16 protein-coding genes and 2 pseudogenes are annotated in these 16,287 nt (G+C 68.5%); 10 read left to right on the top strand and 8 right to left on the bottom strand.

The features are described from left to right. The first annotated feature begins 162 nt into the window (after positions 1-162). Both WJ12_RS33800 and WJ12_RS33795 read left to right on the top strand, forming a co-directional pair. Positions 163-1,395 carry a diaminopropionate ammonia-lyase gene (locus WJ12_RS33800; protein ID WP_059559201.1) on the top strand — a complete coding sequence of 411 codons (1,233 nt, stop codon included), beginning with the start codon at positions 163-165 and terminating at the stop codon, positions 1,393-1,395. A gap of 5 nt (positions 1,396-1,400) precedes the next feature. Continuing rightward, complete coding sequence (locus WJ12_RS33795) at positions 1,401-2,600, top strand: M20 aminoacylase family protein (RefSeq protein ID WP_059559198.1); 1,200 nt, start codon at positions 1,401-1,403, stop codon at positions 2,598-2,600. A 55-nt stretch (positions 2,601-2,655) separates the two neighbouring features. On the opposite strand, the gene WJ12_RS33790 is transcribed toward WJ12_RS33795, so the two are convergent. Further along, positions 2,656-4,014 (bottom strand): aspartate aminotransferase family protein, encoded by a 1,359-nt coding sequence (locus WJ12_RS33790; RefSeq protein ID WP_034187607.1) that lies wholly within the window; start codon positions 4,012-4,014, stop codon positions 2,656-2,658. Between the two features lie 411 nt (positions 4,015-4,425). On the opposite strand from WJ12_RS33790, the pseudogene WJ12_RS37010 reads away from it, so the two are divergent. Continuing rightward, positions 4,426-4,642 (top strand): annotated as a pseudogene (locus tag WJ12_RS37010) (endopolygalacturonase); the annotation flags it as partial. A 101-nt stretch (positions 4,643-4,743) separates the two neighbouring features. Here WJ12_RS37010 and WJ12_RS33780 read toward each other — a convergent pair. Then, positions 4,744-5,253 (bottom strand): GNAT family N-acetyltransferase, encoded by a 510-nt coding sequence (locus WJ12_RS33780; RefSeq protein ID WP_034187608.1) that lies wholly within the window; start codon positions 5,251-5,253, stop codon positions 4,744-4,746. 226 nt (positions 5,254-5,479) lie between these two features. Next, complete coding sequence (locus WJ12_RS33775; RefSeq protein WP_049031241.1) at positions 5,480-6,130, bottom strand: outer membrane lipoprotein; 651 nt, start codon at positions 6,128-6,130, stop codon at positions 5,480-5,482. 419 nt (positions 6,131-6,549) lie between these two features. Between WJ12_RS33775 and WJ12_RS33770 the strand changes: the two genes are divergently transcribed. The 3 genes from WJ12_RS33770 to WJ12_RS33760 all read left to right on the top strand — a co-directional run bounded on the left by WJ12_RS33770 (position 6,550) and on the right by WJ12_RS33760 (position 9,530). Continuing rightward, the gene (locus WJ12_RS33770) at positions 6,550-7,749 is read left to right on the top strand and encodes an amidohydrolase family protein (RefSeq protein ID WP_059559196.1); all 1,200 of its coding nucleotides are present in this window, start codon (positions 6,550-6,552) and stop codon (positions 7,747-7,749) included. A gap of 66 nt (positions 7,750-7,815) precedes the next feature. Next, positions 7,816-9,000 (top strand): amidohydrolase family protein, encoded by a 1,185-nt coding sequence (locus WJ12_RS33765; protein WP_059559309.1) that lies wholly within the window; start codon positions 7,816-7,818, stop codon positions 8,998-9,000. 56 nt (positions 9,001-9,056) lie between these two features. After that, entirely contained in the window at positions 9,057-9,530 is a 474-nt protein-coding gene (locus WJ12_RS33760; RefSeq protein ID WP_059559194.1) for a nuclear transport factor 2 family protein, read from the top strand. 53 nt (positions 9,531-9,583) lie between these two features. On the opposite strand, the gene WJ12_RS33755 is transcribed toward WJ12_RS33760, so the two are convergent. Continuing rightward, a complete protein-coding gene (locus WJ12_RS33755; protein ID WP_059559191.1) occupies positions 9,584-10,447 on the bottom strand; it encodes a LysR family transcriptional regulator in 864 nt (287 codons plus the stop codon). A gap of 135 nt (positions 10,448-10,582) precedes the next feature. On the opposite strand from WJ12_RS33755, the pseudogene WJ12_RS37005 reads away from it, so the two are divergent. Continuing rightward, positions 10,583-10,717: pseudogene (locus WJ12_RS37005) on the top strand (ankyrin repeat domain-containing protein); the annotation flags it as partial. Between the two features lie 4 nt (positions 10,718-10,721). Here the strand turns inward: WJ12_RS37005 and WJ12_RS33750 are convergent. Continuing rightward, complete coding sequence (locus tag WJ12_RS33750; protein ID WP_082744727.1) at positions 10,722-11,006, bottom strand: hypothetical protein; 285 nt, start codon at positions 11,004-11,006, stop codon at positions 10,722-10,724. A gap of 359 nt (positions 11,007-11,365) precedes the next feature. Here WJ12_RS33750 and WJ12_RS33745 point away from each other — a divergent pair, with 359 nt between their 5' ends. After that, positions 11,366-12,169: an ABC transporter substrate-binding protein gene (locus tag WJ12_RS33745; RefSeq protein ID WP_059559189.1), complete on the top strand. Its 804-nt coding sequence runs from the start codon at positions 11,366-11,368 to the stop codon at positions 12,167-12,169. Between the two features lie 31 nt (positions 12,170-12,200). Then, positions 12,201-13,049 carry a phytanoyl-CoA dioxygenase family protein gene (locus WJ12_RS33740; protein ID WP_034187614.1) on the top strand — a complete coding sequence of 283 codons (849 nt, stop codon included), beginning with the start codon at positions 12,201-12,203 and terminating at the stop codon, positions 13,047-13,049. Positions 13,050-13,125: 76 nt separating this feature from the next. Here the strand turns inward: WJ12_RS33740 and hutC are convergent, their stop codons facing one another. Together hutC and WJ12_RS33730 are read right to left on the bottom strand one after the other, a co-directional pair. Further along, complete coding sequence (gene hutC, locus WJ12_RS33735) at positions 13,126-13,863, bottom strand: histidine utilization repressor (RefSeq protein WP_034187615.1); 738 nt, start codon at positions 13,861-13,863, stop codon at positions 13,126-13,128. A 133-nt stretch (positions 13,864-13,996) separates the two neighbouring features. Next, positions 13,997-14,752 (bottom strand): SDR family oxidoreductase, encoded by a 756-nt coding sequence (locus tag WJ12_RS33730; RefSeq protein ID WP_059559187.1) that lies wholly within the window; start codon positions 14,750-14,752, stop codon positions 13,997-13,999. A 358-nt stretch (positions 14,753-15,110) separates the two neighbouring features. Here WJ12_RS33730 and WJ12_RS33725 point away from each other — a divergent pair, with 358 nt between their 5' ends. Continuing rightward, the gene (locus WJ12_RS33725) at positions 15,111-15,818 is read left to right on the top strand and encodes a YceH family protein (RefSeq protein ID WP_034187617.1); all 708 of its coding nucleotides are present in this window, start codon (positions 15,111-15,113) and stop codon (positions 15,816-15,818) included. Positions 15,819-15,843: 25 nt separating this feature from the next. On the opposite strand, the gene WJ12_RS33720 is transcribed toward WJ12_RS33725, so the two are convergent. Next, positions 15,844-16,266: a hypothetical protein gene (locus WJ12_RS33720; protein ID WP_059559185.1), complete on the bottom strand. Its 423-nt coding sequence runs from the start codon at positions 16,264-16,266 to the stop codon at positions 15,844-15,846. Positions 16,267-16,287 lie beyond the last annotated feature (21 nt).

The raw sequence follows: 16,287 nt of genomic DNA, 5'->3' as shown, positions 1-16,287 counted from the left end.
GAAAGAATGAGAAATTTTTGCGTTGAAGCCGTCGATTTGGCGATTTTATTGACCGGCCCGCGCAATATTATTTTTCGAACCGACGGCGAGCGCAACTGGCGCTCGCCCGATCCGACCCACCCGACGGACCGCCCGCGCGGTCCCGCCCCGGAGCCTTTCGCCATGCTGATCGCCAACCCGCGCGCGTCGCGCACCGCCTATCCGAACGCGCTGCGTCGCGTGATGAACATCGCATCGGCCGACGAAAGCGGCGCATGGCTGTCGCACTGGCCGCTCGTCGGCAACGCGCGCACGCCGCTGCGCGCGCTGCCCGATCTTGCCGCGCGGCTCGGCGTCGCGAGCGTCCGCGTGAAGGACGAGTCGTGCCGCTCGCCGCTCGGCAGCTTCAAGGCGCTCGGCGCGCCGATCGCGCTGGTGCGGCTCGTGAGGCGACTGCGGCGCACGCGGGATCTCGAGCCACGCGGGCTCGTCACCGGCGCGTACGCGGCGGAGCTGGCCGACCTGACGGTGATCAGCGCGACCGACGGCAACCACGGCCGTGCGCTGGCCGCCGCCGCGCGCGCGATCGGCTGCGGCTGCGTGATCGTGCTGCACGCGAACGTCGACGCCGAGCGCGAACGCGCGATCGCGGCGTACGGCGCGCGGATCGTGCGCATCGCGGGGAACTACGACGAATCGGTCGTCTGCGCGGCGCAGCTCGCGCAGGCGAACGGCTGGCATGTCGTGTCGGACACGTCGTACGACGGCTACGAAGCGATTCCGCGCGACGTGATGCAGGGTTACGGCGTGATCGCCGCCGAAGCGGCCGCGCAGGCGGCGCAGGACGACGGGCGACCGTTCACGCACGTGTTCCTGCAGGGCGGCGTGGGCGGCCTCGCCGCGGGCGTCGCGAGTTATCTCTGGGAACGCGACGGCGTGCGGCGGCCGCGCTTCGTCGTCGTCGAGCCGCGCCAGGCCGATTGCCTGTACCAGAGCGCGTTGGCCGGCCGTGCGACGAAGGCGACCGGCAGCGTCGATTCGGTGATGGCCGGGCTCGCGTGCGGCGAGGCGTCGCCGCTTGCATGGGATTTCCTCGAGAGGTGCATCGACCACTTCATGCTGATCGACGACGACGACGCGGTGCAGGCGATGCGCGGCCTTGCGGCCGGCAGCGCCCGCGACGTGCCGGTCGTCGCCGGCGAATCGGGCGCGGCCGGCGTGGCTGGCCTGACGGCACTGATGCGCGACCCGGCGCTCGCGCGGCAGGCCGGGCTCGACGCGAACGCGCATGTGCTGGCGATCAATACCGAAGGCGCGACGGCGCCGTCCGTGTACCGGCACTGCGTCGGCGAAACGGCCGACGCGGTGCGCGCGCGGCAGCGCGACTGGCTGGACCGCGTGGCGGTGGCGGCCTGAACGACATGACGACCGACGAGGCGAATGCAATGGAAGCAATCGAGGAAAGCACGCTGCAGGCGCGACTGAAGACCTGGCGCCGCCATCTGCACCAGTATCCTGAAACGGGTTTCGAGGAAGTGAACACGTCGGACTACGTCGCGCGCATCCTGACGACGCTCGGGCTCGACGTGCATCGCGGGATCGGCGGCACCGGGCTCGTCGCGAACCTGACGGCCGGCACCGGCAAGCGCGCGATCGGCATCCGCGCGGACATGGACGCGCTGAACATCGCCGAGCACGCGCCGGGCCGCGAACACGCATCGCGCACGCCGGGCAAGATGCATGCGTGCGGGCACGACGGCCACATGTCGATGGTGCTCGGCGCCGCGCAACTGCTGGCCGAGCGCAAGGATTTCGACGGCACCGTGCGCTTCATCTTCCAGCCGGCGGAGGAGCACGGCCGCGGCGCGAAGGCGATGATGGCCGACGGATTGTTCGAGCGCTTTCCGGTCGACGCGATCTTCGGCGCGCACAACATGCCCGGCATGCGCGCGGGCACGTTCTCGACACGCGCCGGCGGCATCATGGCGAGCGAAGACAATTTCGTGATCCGAATCGATGGGCGCGGCACGCATGCGGCGCGGCCGCACATGGGCATCGATCCGATCGTGATCGGCGCGCAGGTCGTGCTCGCGCTGCAGACGATCGTGTCGCGCAATCTCGACCCGGGCCAGCAGGCGGTGATTTCGTGCACGGAGTTCATCACCGACGGGCTGCGCAACGTGCTGCCGTCAACCGTGACGATCAAGGGCGACACGCGCAGCTATTCGCGCGACGTGCAGGCGCTGCTCGAAACGCGGATGCGCGAGATCAGCGAAGGAATCTGCCGCACGCATGGCGCGACCTGCACGTTCGAGTACACGCACGAGTTCGCGCCGACGGTGAATTCGCCGGAGTGGGTCGACACGGCCGTGCAGGCCGCCGCGCAGGTCGCGGGCGCTGCCGCGGTGAATGCCGACGTGCAGCCGATGATGATCTCGGAGGATTTCGGCGCGTTCCTGCAGGTGGTGCCCGGCAATTTCGTGTTCATCGGCAACGGTGAAGCGGGTGGCCTCGGCGGCGTGCCGCTGCACAACGCGACGTACGACTTCAACGACGCGATCCTGCCGGTGGGCGCGCGGTATTTCGCGGAAGTGGCGCGGCGGGCGTTGCGGGCCGCGTAGCGCGTGCTGCGGGACGGTACGCGCTCGCGCGAGCACCGTCCCGCGCGTCGTCACGTCACACCAGTTCGCCGAGGCACGCGTCGAACTGCGCGACGAGCCGGTCGACATCGTCGGCCGTCGTCTGCGGACACACGAGCATCATGTTGTGGAACGGCGTGATCAGCACGCCGCGATTCAGCAGGTACAGGTGCACGATGTGCTCGAGTTCGCTGTCGAGTTGCGCGCCGGCCAGCGTGCCGTTGCGCGGCGGCGCGGACGCGAACTGGAATTCGGTGCGCGCGCCGATGCGCGTCACGCACCACGGCAGCCGGTGTTTCGCGATCGCCTGCTCGAGCCCCGTCGCCAGCCGCGCGGCGAGTTCGAACATGTGTGCATACGCGGCGTCGGTCGCGACGTCGGCCAGCGTCGCGCGCATCGCATGCATCGCGAGCATGTTCGCGGTGAGCGTCGTGCCGATGCCCGAATGGCCGGGCGGCGCGTTCAGCTTCGCCTGCTTCGCGCGTTCCGCGAATTCGGCGCTGAAGCCGTATACCGCGCACGGCACGCCGCCCGCGATGGGCTTGCCGACCACCAGCATGTCCGGTTCGAGAGCGTGCGCGACCGCATAGCCGCCGGGGCCGCTGCTGATCGTGTGCGTCTCGTCGATCACGAGCAGCGTGCCGTAGCGGCGCGTCAGTTCGCGCGCGGCCGCCCAGAAGCCCGGGTCGGGCAGCACCATCCCGATGTTCGTCATCGCGGGCTCGGCCAGCACGCACGCGACGTCGCCATCCTTCAATGCGGCTTCGAGCGCGGCCAGGTCGTTGAATTCGACGACGCGCGTGTTGGCGAGCAGGTCGTAGGATTGCCCGAGCAGGCTGTCGCGCTGAACCGGGCGGCCGTCGACGAGATCGACGAATACGTCGTCGACCGTGCCGTGATAGCAGCCGTTGAACACGACGATCGTGTTGCGACCGGTGGCCGCGCGTGCCCAGCGCAGCACGAAGCGGTTCGCGTCGCTCGCGCTCAGCGCGAATTGCCAGACCGGCAGCTTGAAGCGGCGCGCGAGTTCGCGCGACACCCATGCGGCGTCTTCGCTCGGCAGCATCGTCGTATAACCGCGCGTGGCCTGTTCGACGAGCGCGCGGGCGACCGGTTCGGGCGCGTGGCCGAACATCGCGCCCGTATCGCCGAGGCAGAAATCGACATAGCGATGGCCGTCGACGTCGGTGAACGTCGCACCGCGCGCCTCCTTCACATACAGCGAGAACGGTGTCGACCAGTCTTGCATCCAGTGCAACGGCACGCCGAACAGCAGGTGCTCGGACGCTTCCGCGGACAGCGCGCGGGAGACCGGCATGGCTTCGGTGAACGCTTGGCGCTCGCGATCGAACAAGGCGCGGGCGCGGATGAGGTCGACTCCGTGGCGGGAAGGCAAAGGCAGCTCCTGGGCTGTGAACAAGGAGAAACGATAGCGCGGGCGGCAGGGGGCTGAACAGGGGCGGAATTCCCGAGGCGTGATGGCGGGGGGAACGCCCGGGCGCGTCCTGTTCGATTTCAAGATGGCGCGAGTGAATCGAAGCTGTGCCGGATACTGACCGGCGCGCGAATTGGCGCGGGAGGCGATCGAATCCGACGAGGATTTTTAGCTAAAGTTTTTGCGCATAAAGGTACGACAACGTATCTTTAGAGGCGGTCTGTCAGAAGTGAGTGTGCGCACACATTCATAGCATCGACCCAATGAGAGTGCAGTCGAAGACAAGAATCTGCCTTGATATGATCCTGCCTGAACGGTGTGATGCGGTACGACGACGTATGAATTGACGCCGAACGGCGGGACCCACCACGCTTCCAGGCGATCGTCGCGCAGGGGCCGGGTCGCGTCCGACTGCAACGGCACGCCGCCCACGCCTGCCGTGCGGCCGATCCCCAGCGCGACGACGGGCAACTGCGACTTCGGCACGCCCGTCGCAACGGGCACGCCGACAGTCACATCGCCGGGGCCGGTCCAAACGTTCAACATGAGCGCGATGACGCCGACGAACGTGACGATCACCGACAAGCGGCGATGCCATGAGGCGAGGGAGGAGGGGCATTCGCGTGCGGCGTGGTCGGCCGATGCACGCGAACGCAACGGCAAATACGCAAGCGGACGAACGTGAACGCGTTACGCGAGCGTCTTGATCATGTAGTGCTCGTCGTAGAACCGGCCGTCGACGAACATCGAGCGCGGCTCCGTGCCGAACCGCACGAACCCTTGCGACGCATACAGCCGCTCCGCGTTGCCGTTGACCTCGTTTACGCACAGCATCAGCTGCTTGCACTGCCACGCCTGCGCGGCATGCTCGGTCGCGCTTTCGAGCAGCGCCTGCGCGATGCCGCGGCCGCGATACGCGGGCTCGACGAACACGCCCCAGATCGTCGCCTTGTGCGCGATCTTCGCGCGCGCATCGCGGCGTACACCGGTGATGCCGACGAGCGTCTCGCCGTCGAACGCGCCGAACACCGCGCGCTCGTGGTTCGGCGTGAGGCGCGTCGCGAATTCGTCGACCGGCACCTGGGATTCCTCGTCGAGCGTCGGCAGGAAGGACGTGGGCGCGGTATCGACCGCACGCAGGCGAACGGTCTGGAAACGGGCGGCGTCGGCCGCATCGAGCAGGCGGGTCGTGATCGTCATCGGCGGGATTCCGGTTGAGGGGCGTGCATGCCGGCGCGCGCTGCGGCGCGGGATGCATCGTCGTCATGCTAACGGGAATCGGGATGCGCGTGGCGCCGTTCGGCGCGTTGCGCATTTCGGCGGCGCCGGAGCGTTGCGGGCCGTGCGCGCATGGCGGGTCACGCGGCCGTGCCGGCGTGACGGAAGGGAGCGCGCGATCAGATCACGCGCACGCAACGGGCATCAATCAATACCGCGACAGCTGATTGCCGTTGATCTGCACGCGGTCACCCGGACGCAGGTTGCCGGGCGACTGCACGTCGAACGAGCGCATCGAGCCGTCGCTGACTTGCACGTCGATCCGGTAGCTGCTCGGGCCCTGCGCGGCACCCATCTGCTGACCGATCTGGTTGCCCGCCACCGCGCCGCCGAGCGCGCCGATAACGGTCGCCGCATCGCGGCCGTGACCGCGGCCGACCTGGTTGCCGAGCACGCCGCCGATGAGCGCGCCGACGACGGTACCGGCCACGCCCGACGGGCCGACCGAGCCGTTGACCGGCTGGATGTTCGCGACGGTGCCGTATTGCGCGCCGTACGGGTTCGCGTATTGCTGTTGCGGGTTGCCGTACTGGTCATACGGCTGCGAGCCGTATTGCGACGGGTTGCCGTATTGATCGTACGGCTGCGGCGCCGGGTTCGGATACGCCGGTTGCTGCTGCACGTAGCCCGGCTGCGAATACGCGGGCTGCGCGTAGCCGGGCGTCGCGTATTGCTGCTGCTGCGGATAGCCCGGCTGCGCGCCGTAGTAGCCGGGTGCGACGCAGGCGGTCAGGGGAAGCGCCGCCACGGCGACGAGCGAGGCGAACAGAACGGTCTTCGTGGAGGGCATGCGCATCATGATGTTTCCTGCATCGGCAACGTGTCCGCCGATGGATTCCCGTCATGGGTGGCGAACTCGGCGTGAGTATAAGGAATGGCCGGATGCGCGTCCGGTGCGGCCGGGTAACAACGTGTAAAGTCTGTTGCCGCGTAAATCGCTGCGCCGGCGCGGCGTTCGAGCCAGGCCCGACAACGGCGCGAAGCGGCTTCCAGCCATGCGCATGCCGGTGATGCGGCCCGCTTGTTTCATGCGGCGTGTCGGCCCTCCGTTGCGATCGAACCCCTGCGTCACGCGAGACCCGGCGGCCGTATGCGGCACACATCGCGAAATCGAATGCGCGGCATCGCGACATTTAATTGGCCGCGGGCGGCAGCGTCCGATATCGTGGCCGGATTCCCTGCCAGTGGTCGCGCCGCGACCGCCCCACCTTCCAGGCCATGACCGAACGATTCTTCATCAACGCCCTCGATGCCGGCGGCCAGCCCGTCAACCTCGTCGTCCGCGACGGCCGCTTCACGGCGATCGGCGCCGATTGCGCAGCCGCGCCCGGCGCGGAGACCATCGACCTCGACGGCCGCGTCGTGCTGCCCGGCTTCGTCGACGGCCACATCCACCTCGACAAGAGCTTCGTCGGCGCTCGCTGGGTGCCGCACGAATCGGTCGGTTCGCTGCGCGAGCGGCTCGCGGTCGAGAAGCGCCAGCTCGCCGCCGCACCGCCGATCGTCGAGCGCGCGAACGCGCTGATCGCGCAGGCCGCCGCATTCGGCACGATCGCGATGCGCAGCCACGTCGACGTCGATGCGACGACGGGCCTGTCGAACCTGCAGGCCGTGATGGCCGCGCGCGAGCAATGGCGCGGGATCGTCGACATCGAACTGGTCGCGTTTCCGCAGGCCGGCGTCGTGACGTGCCCGGGCACGGCCGCGATGCTCGACGCGGCCGTGCGTGAAGGCGCGGACGTCGTGGGCGGGATCGATCCGACGACGCTCGACGGCGACGCGGACGGCCAGCTCGACATCGTGTTCGGCATCGCGGAGAAACGCGGCGCGAAGATCGACATCCACCTGCACGAGCCGGGCGAGATCGGCATCGCGCAACTGCTGCGGATCGCGGCGCGCACGCGTGCGGCCGGGCTCGGCGGGCGCGTGAACGTGAGCCATGCGTATGCGCTCGGCCAGGTGAGCGATGACGATGTCCGGCGCACCGCGGCGGCGCTGGCCGAAGCGGGCGTATCGATCCTGACGAATGCGCCGGGCGATTGCGCGTTTCCGCCGGTGCGGTTGTTGCGCGACGCGGGCGTGCACGTGTTCGCGGGCAACGACAACATTCGCGACGCGTGGTGGCCGTACGGCAACGGCGACATGCTGCAGCGCGCGATGATGGTCGGCTACCGGTCGGGTTTCTACACCGACGAAGCGCTCGGCATCGCGCTCGACATGGCGACGTACGCCGGCGCGCGCGTGATCGGCAACGCGCACTACGGCATCGCGGTGGGCTGCGATGCGAGTTTCGTCGCGGTGCGCGCGCCGAACGCGGCGGCGGCCGTCGCCGGCGTGCCGGCCGAACGCTGGGTATTCCGCCGCGGCGAAAGCGATACGGGGGTGCCGTTCGCGCCGTCGCTGCGCTTCACGCGCTGACCCACCGGCCGGCGGCACGGCATGCGCCGTGCCGGCCTTGCACTGACCGACTTCACCGGAATCGACATGACGAACCTGCTGATCCGCAACGTCCGCACGAGCGCCGACACCGCACTCGACATCCTGATCGAAGGCGACCGCATCGCGCGTGTCGGCCCGTCGCTCGACGCGCCCGCCGGCTGCGCGATCGAGGACGGCGCGGGCGCGCTCGCGCTGCCCGGCCTCGTCGAAGGCCACACGCACCTCGACAAGACGCACTGGGGGATGCCGTGGTACCGCAACCAGGTCGGGCCGCGTCTCGTCGACCGCATCGAGAACGAACGCCACTATCGCGCGACGAGCGGCCACGACGCGGGCGCCGCGTCGCTCGCGCTGGCACGAGCCTTCCTCGCGGCCGGCACGACGCGCATCCGCACGCACGTCGACGTCGATACCGAAGCGGGCCTGCGCCACCTGCACGGCGTGCTCGCGACGCGCGAGACGCTGCGCGGGCAAGTCGACATCCAGATCGTCGCGTTTCCGCAGTCGGGCGTACTCAAGCGGCCGGGCACCGATGCGCTGCTGTCCGATGCGCTCGGCGCCGGCGCCGACCTGCTCGGCGGACTCGATCCGTGCGCGATCGAAGGCGATCCGGTCGAGGCGGTGGACGTGCTGTTCGCGATCGCGGAGCGTCACGGCCGCGGGCTCGATATCCATCTGCACGAGCGCGGGTCGATGGGCGCGTATTCGCTCGACCTGATCCTGCAGCGCACGGCCGCGCACGGCATGCAGGGGAAGGTCACGATCAGTCATGGTTTCTGTCTGGGCGATATCGCCGAACGCGAGCGCGATACGTTGCTCGCGCGAATGGCCGCGCTCGGGGTGGCGATCGTCACGACCGCGCCGGCGGCGGTGCCGGTGCCGCCGGTCGCCGCGTGCCGCGCGGCGGGCGTGATCGTGATCGGCGGCAACGACGGCATACGCGACACGTGGACGCCATACGGTTCGCCCGACATGCTCGAACGCGCGATGCTGATCGGCATGCGCAACGATTTCCGCCGCGACGATGCGCTCGAAGTCGCGCTCGACTGCGTGACGCACGGTGCGGCGCACGGCTGCGGTTTCGCGGATTACGGGCTGCAGCCGGGCAGCCGTGCGGACGTCGTGCTCGTCGACGCGCTGACGTTCGCCGAGGCCGTCGTCGCGCGGCCGGTGCGGCGTCTCGTCGTATCGTCGGGGGCGATCGTCGCGCGCGACGGCGCACTCGTCTGAGCACGGCGTCGCGCCGGTATGATCGGGTTTTCAGCCGGATTTCCGGGGAGACGACGATGCGACGCACGACAGCGGCACGGGCCGCACGATGGACGGCGGCGGCCTTGTTCGCCGTGACGGCCGCGTACGCGGTGGCGGCCGATCCGGCCGATGCGCGGCAGGAAGCCAACCGGCGGACGGTGCTCGCGTTCTACGAGAAGGGCCTCAACGAAAAGGATGCGGACGCCGCGCTCGCGTACGTCGGCGATCGCTACGTGCAGCACAACCCGAACGCGGCCGACGGCCGCGACGGTTTCCGCAAGTTCGTCGCCTTTTTGCGCGACACCTATCCGCAGTCGCACAGCGAGATCAAGCGTTCGTTCGTCGACGGCGACTACGTGATCCTGCACGTGCACGCGGTGCGCGAACCCGGCACGCGCGGCAGCGCGATCATGGACATCTTCCGGCTCGAGCACGGCAAGATCGTCGAGCACTGGGACGTGAACCAGCCGGTGCCCGAGCAGGCCGCGAACGGCAACACGATGTTCTGACATGCACGGGGCAGTGCGCCCCGTGCGTGGCGCCCGGATGAAACCCGCGCGGCTTATCGCCCCTCGAGTTCCAGCATCGCCGCGAGCGCTTTCGTCAGCTCGCTGACCATCGGGTCGGCCGTCGGCCGGTGCAGGATCGCGATATCCATGTTCTCGATCGGCGCGAAGCCCTGCTTCGCGGTCAGCACGACGTGCTCGTCGGTCACCACGCGCGCGGGCAGCACGCTGATGCCGAGCCCGTCCGCGACGGCTGCCTGGATGCCGCTCAGGCTCGACGTCGTGAAGCTGATGCGCCAGCGGCGCCCGCGCTCCTCGATCGCCTTGATCATGTCGTCGCGGTAGAGCCCGCGCGGCGGAAACACGACGATCGGCACCGGGTCGAGATCGATCGACGGATGCTTCGCGCTGTCGATCCAGCGCAGCTTCTCGGGCCAGCGCACGACGGCCTCCCGGCTGTCGCGCCGCTGCTTGATCAGCACGAGATCGAGTTCGCCGCGATCGTACGCGGCGCAGATGTCGCGGCTCAGTCCGCACGTCACTTCGAGCTTGACCTGCGGATGCTCGCGCTTGAATGCCGCGAGCGCGTGCGTCGTGCGGCCCGCCGCGAAATCGTCGGGCACGCCGAGCCGGATCGTCAGCGCGACCGTGGCGCCCGACAGCGCTTCCAGCATTTCGTCGTTCAACGCGAGCATGCGCCGCGCATAGCTGAGCACCGTCACGCCCGCATCGGTCGGCCGGACATCGCGCGTGCCGCGATCGAGCAGGCGGTGGCCGGCGATTTCCTCGAGCCGGCGCACCTTCTGGCTGACCGTCGACTGCGTCGAATGCAGGCGCGCGGAAGCCGTCGTGAAGCTGCCGCAGTCGGCGACCATCACGAGCGCGCGCAGCAGGTCGAGGTCGAACAGGGGTCTATTCATTTTTGCACTTTTGCGGATTCGAGCATTGCATTTCCACATGCATGCGACGACTTTTAACATGCGCGGACGGCGCGGGCAATCGCGGTTTGGCCGGACTTGGGGCGGCGCGTTTCGCGGGCTTTTGAGGCGCCTGACGACATCCTGCGGATGACGCTCGCGCCCGGCGCCGACCTGCGCGGCACGCACCGGTATCGCGACACCGCATTGAATCCGGCGGCCGAACGCGGTCGTGTCGAGACGGTGCGCAGGCTGATCGATGCGGGCGTGGCCGGGGTTAGCGGCGGCGCGATTTGGGCTCGGGCGTGCCGCCGGGGAGTTTTCGCAGGAAGGCGTCGGCGAGTTCAACACTAGAGTCGAACGACGGCGTGTAGCCGAGTGTTCGGATGTCGTCGAACCGCGGCCGTACGAACGTGCGAGGCTCGTTGAGCAAACGCAGAAACGTGTCGCGATGCCGAACGAGAAACGCACCGGTTTCGATCAAGCTTGCCGGCTCCCGCTCGATGACCAGGCACAAGTCGAACAGGTCCCGCGCGGTTGGACGATCGCCGCGGAAGTCCACTGCGGTATGGGGCGCGTGACCGGCAGGTTCGATGAAACATCGGGCAACCTATCGCCACGGCTACCGGTATAGACCGCTATCTCTTGCGTTTCGTCGCGGACGGGTGTCGCGTACGGGAGCACCTGAATTCCGCATAGAAATGCGTTAAATCGAAGGCTCCCCTGCCTCCCTGGTCCTCATCTCCAGTCGGTCCATCGCGCTCCCTTGTTTCCCCTGCTTGCACTCGAAATTTAGGCGGTCTAGACTGCATTCCAGTCTCATCGAAGTCCCGCCTTTCGCGCACCGCGCCGGCTCTCCGGCGCGGCGCCTCCACCGGACGCCGGCGTCGCCCGCCGCGTCGAGACCTGCAAGGACCCGCCATGAACTGCACTGCAACGCTCCTCGTTACCGCGCTGGCATTCGCGCCGCTCGTGTCGTTCGCCCAGGACACGTCGACGATCCGCTGGGGCATCGACCCCACGTATCCGCCGTTCGAGGCGAAGCAGCCCGACGGCTCGCTCGCCGGTTTCGACATCGACCTGCGCAATGCGATCTGCGAGCAGCTGCATGCGAAGTGCGTGTGGGTCGAGCAGGGCTTCGACGGGATGATTCCGGCGCTGCGCGCGCGCAAGTTCGACGTGATCATGTCGGCGATGACGGCCACCGACGAGCGGCTCAAGCAGATCGACTTCTCGAACAAGCTGTATGCGTCGCCGGGTGCGCTCGTCGCGCCGGTCGGCTCGAAGCTGCTGCCGACCGCCGCGTCGCTCGCGGGCAAGCGCATCGGGATCGACCAGGGCACGACCCAGGAGGCGTACGCGAAGGCCGAATGGGCGACCCGGGGCGTGACGATCGTCTCTTACCAGAATCAGGACCAGGTGTACCAGGATCTCGTCAACGGCCGCCTCGACGCGACCTTCCAGGACAAGACGCAAGCCGGCTACTCGTTCCTGAAGACGCCGCGCGGCAAGGGCTACGCGTTCGCCGGCCCCGACGTGACCGACGCACGGATCACCGGCTACGGCGTCGCGATGGGCGTGCGCAAGGGCGACGCGGACATGAAGAAGCGGCTGAACGACGCGATCGTCGCGATCCGCGCGAACGGCACATACCAGAAGATCGCCGCGAAATATTTCGACTTCGACATCTACGGCGCGAAGCAGCAGCTGACTTCGGCGCCGTGACCCGGTGATTCATTCAATGGACAGGCACACCATGACGAGTATCCAGGATCGAGTCGCGCAAGCCGTGACGCCCGAACTGATTGCCGCGTTCCGCGAGGAAGGCGCGGTCTGCATCAAGGGCATCTTTTCGCCCGACGAAGTGGCCGCGCTGCGGGCCGGCATCGACGTGAATCTTGCCCGGCCGAGCGCGCGCGCGAAAGTCGCGAGCCGGCCCGACGATCCCGGCTGGTTCTTCGAGGATTTCTGCAACTGGCAGCACAACGACGCGTATCGCGACTTCATCGTGCGCTCGCCGGCGCCGTCGGTCGCCGCCGCGCTGATGGGAACCGGGCGCGTGCGACTGCATCACGACCACCTGCTCGTGAAGGAGCCCGGCACGCGGCAGCGCACGCCGTGGCACCAGGACCAGCCGTACTACAACATCGAAGGCGACGACAACGTCAGCATGTGGATTCCGGTCGATCCGGTGCCGCTCGAATCGACGCTGGAATTCGTCGCGGGCTCGCATCGCGGGCCGTGGCTGATGCCGCGCACGTTCATGGACAAGGAAGCGAAGTGGTTCCCGGAAGGCAGCCTGGCCGACTTGCCCGATATCGAAGCCGACCGCGCGGCGTTCCCGATCCGCCGCTGGGCGCTCGAGCCCGGCGACATGGTGTGCTTCCGGATGCTCACGCTGCATGCGTCGGGCGGCACGCGGAACCGCCGGCGCGCGTTCTCGATCCGCTTCGTCGGCGACGATATCCGTCACGCGCCGCGCCGCTGGAAAACGTCGCCCGACTTCCCCGGGCTCGCGGAGCAGCTGGCCGACGGCGCACCGCTCGACCATCCGCTGTTTCCGGTCGTGTGGTCGCGCGGCGCGGGGCAGGTCGGCGCGATTTGACCGGCGCGGCGAACGAACGCGGCGGCCGTTTCGTCATGAAACGGCCGCCGTGTCCATTGGCGCGTACGGGGAAAGATCAGGTCGGGTGGCGCCCGGCGCCCGGCTTGAAGCGCGAGCCGAGCCGGTAGCGGTTGCCCGGATGCAGGAAATGCACGAACGTGACGGGCAGCCCGTCCGTCCACGTGCGGCGCGTGAGCGTGAGGCACGGCTCGTCGGCGCGCATGTCGAGCAGCCGCGCCTGCTCGACGGTCGGCAGCGACGCGTCGACGACGTGCTCGATTTCCAGTTCGTAGTGCGACACGTTGTTGTACAGGTACTCGGACGGCGGCTCGGTCTGGAAATCCTGGTCGATGAAGCCGGGCGCCGCGGCCGGGTTCACGTAGCGGTCCTCGAGCTGGATCGGGCGGCCGTTTTCCTCGTGCACGCACACCACATGAAAGACCGGCGTATTGACCGGCAGCCCGAATGCGGCCGCGACGTCGAACGATGCCGGCTCGCTCGCCCGGCTCAGCACGCGACAGCGATATTCGTGCCCGCGCGCGCGGATTTCGTCGCGGATGTGCGCGATCATCAGCAGGTTCGACTGCGGCTTCACCTCGGCGACGAAGGTGCCGACGCCCGCGATGCGCTTCAGCACGCCTTCCTCGGTCAGCTCGCGCAGCGCGCGGTTGACCGTCATGCGCGCGACGCCGAACTGCGCGGCGAGATCGAGCTCGGACGGGATGCGGTCGCCCGGGCGCCAGTCGCCGGACTCGACGTTCTGGCGAACGAGCGTCTTGATCTGCTGGAACGGTGCGGCGGCCTTCGTGACCATCAAGGAGGTTTCCGTGGGTGAAATACCAGCGGGATTCTATCGTCTTTGCCCGGTGGCGCTCCGGACGCGGCCTTGCGGGCGGCCGCTGATCCGACGACTCCTTTCCGTCCGTCGACAGGGGGGGAGATGTCGATTACAGGTTCCGCACGTCGGCCGTCGGCTCGGCGCCGAACGCATCGCTCAGCGCATAGCCGATCAGCTGGCGTGCGGCGGCCTCGGGCGTCGCGAGCGCGCCGCTCGATTTCAATTCGTCGAACTTCTCGCGCATCGGGAAGTTGTCTTCGCTGGTCGAGCGGATCGTCGCCTGCATGCCCGTGTCGACGACGCCCGGCGCCACGCTGCAGATCCGCAGCGCGCCGTTCGCATCGAGCGCGACCGCGCGTGCATGGTGATCGAGCGCGGCCTTGGTCGCGCAGTAAACGCTCCAGCCCGCGTATGCGTTGCGGGCCGCGCCGCTCGACAGGTGCAGGATCCGGCATTCGGTCGCGGCCGAAGCCGCTTGCGCGAGCGCGGCCGACAGCATCAGCGGCGCCGCGACGTTCAGGCCGACCGCACGCGCGACGATCGCCGGATCCTGCGCGGCGAGCGGGCCGATCGGATCGACGATGCCTGCGTTGTTGAACAGCAGCACGAGCGACGCGCCGTCGACGAAGCGGCGCAGCGTGTCGCTGGCGAGCCAGGCTGCGATGGCCGCGGTGTCGGACAGGTCGATCTCGACTTCGGAGAAGCGGTCGCCGGCTTGCGACGCGAGCGACGGATGGCGGCTGCGCGACACGCCGAGCACGGCGACGCCTTCCAGCAGCAGTTGTTCGGCGAGCGACGCGCCGAGGCCGCGCGTGTGTCCGGTGACGATGGCGCGCACGTGCGGCGCGGAAGAGGATGCAGTCATGGCAGTGAACCGGTGAAGGCGTGAACGGTGTTGACGGGCGGCGTGCATGCGCGGCGGCAGCACGATAAGGACGGGCGACGCGTGGCATCGGCGGGCGAAGACGATCGTGTGCGGCGCCACGGATACCGGGGTGAACGCATATCGTAGCGCCGGCATGTGTATCGCGCAAATGCCGGTGCGTGCGCGCAGGCAGTGCCGCACGGTATCGGGCGCGCCGACAGGCTGGACGACAGCCCGCTGCGGCAAGTGCGCGCGCCGCCGGGCCGTGCGTCGCGAGCTATCATATGGCTCGCCCGTGCGCGATGCCGGACGGGCCGCGATCGTTTCCCTTCACCTGCTGCACGCTGCGACGCCACTCATGAACACCACGCCGGATACGCCCACGCCACGCGCCCTTCGCGAACTCACGCCCCTCGAGGCCCGCATTCTCGGCGTGCTCGTCGAGAAACAGCACACGGTGCCGGATACGTACCCGCTGTCGCTGAACGCGCTGACCGCGGGCTGCAACCAGAAAACCGCGCGCGCGCCGGTGATGAACGTCAGCGAGGACGAGGTCACGACCGCGCTCGACGGGCTGAAGCACCTGAGCCTCGTGATGGAGGGCAGCAGCAGCCGCGTGCCGCGTTTCGAACACAACATGAACCGCGTGCTGGGCATCCCGAGCCAGGCGATCGCGCTGCTGACGATCCTGCTGCTGCGCGGCCCGCAGACGGCCGCCGAGCTGCGCCTGAACAGCGCGCGCCTGCACGGCTTCGCGGATATCTCGTCGGTCGAGGCGTTCCTCGACGAACTCGCGGCGCGCGCGCCGGCGCTCGTCGTCCGGCTGCCGCGCGCACCGGGCGCGCGCGAGAACCGCTGGATGCACCTGATGTGCGGCGAGGTGAACGTGGCCGATTTCGCCAGCGCGGAGGCCGGCGGCGCGGATTCGGTGCCGCCTTCCGAGTTCGAGGCGCTGAAGGCCGAGCAGAAGCGACTCGCGGATGAAGTGGCGCGACTGAATGCGCTGGTTCAGCGGATGGCGAGCGAACTCGGCATCGACGTCGACGCGCCGGGCGACGCCGGGTGACCGACAGCCTGCAACGCGCTCCTCGCTACCAGCGGCGCCCCGATTTCGCCGAAGCGTCGATATCCGGCGCCCACGCGAAATCGGTTTTCCTGCCCGTGCGCGCGCTGGTGTAGGTCATCGAATAGACCATCGCACCCTGGCTCATCATTTCGTATTCGCCGTCGATCGTGCCGTCGACCATTCCCCACCACGTCGTCGTGTATTGATACGGCCGGTCGGCTCCCAGCATTTCCGCGTCCCGGTGCTTGAACGGCAACGGAATGGCCGTGTTCGATTTCGCATGACGGACGACGCCACCTGACCATTTCGCGACGTCGTCGTGGTACATGCGCGGTTCGACGCGCACGGGTTGGTCGCCGGCTGTCCGGAAGCACGGCACTTCCGTGCTCACTTCGGCCGAGGCGGGCAATGCGATGCAAAGCATCAGCAGCGCGAGCGCTTTCTTCATGAGCGTATGTGAACGACGATG

It is taken from the genome of Burkholderia seminalis (assembly GCF_001718535.1).
Lineage (GTDB): Bacteria > Pseudomonadota > Gammaproteobacteria > Burkholderiales > Burkholderiaceae > Burkholderia > Burkholderia seminalis.
The sequence above is the reverse complement of the archived record's forward strand: the minus strand, read 5'-3'. Positions and strand labels throughout refer to the sequence as shown.

Coding starts and splice junctions, on each gene's coding strand:
- WJ12_RS33800 (WP_059559201.1), top strand. CDS start 163: ATGCTGATCGCCAACCCGCGCGCGTCGCGCACCGCCTATCCGAACGCG.
- WJ12_RS33795 (WP_059559198.1), top strand. CDS start 1,401: ATGACGACCGACGAGGCGAATGCAATGGAAGCAATCGAGGAAAGCACG.
- WJ12_RS33780 (WP_034187608.1), bottom strand. CDS start 5,253: ATGACGATCACGACCCGCCTGCTCGATGCGGCCGACGCCGCCCGTTTC.
- WJ12_RS33775 (WP_049031241.1), bottom strand. CDS start 6,130: ATGATGCGCATGCCCTCCACGAAGACCGTTCTGTTCGCCTCGCTCGTC.
- WJ12_RS33770 (WP_059559196.1), top strand. CDS start 6,550: ATGACCGAACGATTCTTCATCAACGCCCTCGATGCCGGCGGCCAGCCC.
- WJ12_RS33765 (WP_059559309.1), top strand. CDS start 7,816: ATGACGAACCTGCTGATCCGCAACGTCCGCACGAGCGCCGACACCGCA.
- WJ12_RS33760 (WP_059559194.1), top strand. CDS start 9,057: ATGCGACGCACGACAGCGGCACGGGCCGCACGATGGACGGCGGCGGCC.
- WJ12_RS33755 (WP_059559191.1), bottom strand. CDS start 10,447: ATGAATAGACCCCTGTTCGACCTCGACCTGCTGCGCGCGCTCGTGATG.
- WJ12_RS33745 (WP_059559189.1), top strand. CDS start 11,366: ATGAACTGCACTGCAACGCTCCTCGTTACCGCGCTGGCATTCGCGCCG.
- WJ12_RS33740 (WP_034187614.1), top strand. CDS start 12,201: ATGACGAGTATCCAGGATCGAGTCGCGCAAGCCGTGACGCCCGAACTG.
- hutC (WP_034187615.1), bottom strand. CDS start 13,863: ATGGTCACGAAGGCCGCCGCACCGTTCCAGCAGATCAAGACGCTCGTT.
- WJ12_RS33730 (WP_059559187.1), bottom strand. CDS start 14,752: ATGACTGCATCCTCTTCCGCGCCGCACGTGCGCGCCATCGTCACCGGA.
- WJ12_RS33725 (WP_034187617.1), top strand. CDS start 15,111: ATGAACACCACGCCGGATACGCCCACGCCACGCGCCCTTCGCGAACTC.
- WJ12_RS33720 (WP_059559185.1), bottom strand. CDS start 16,266: ATGAAGAAAGCGCTCGCGCTGCTGATGCTTTGCATCGCATTGCCCGCC.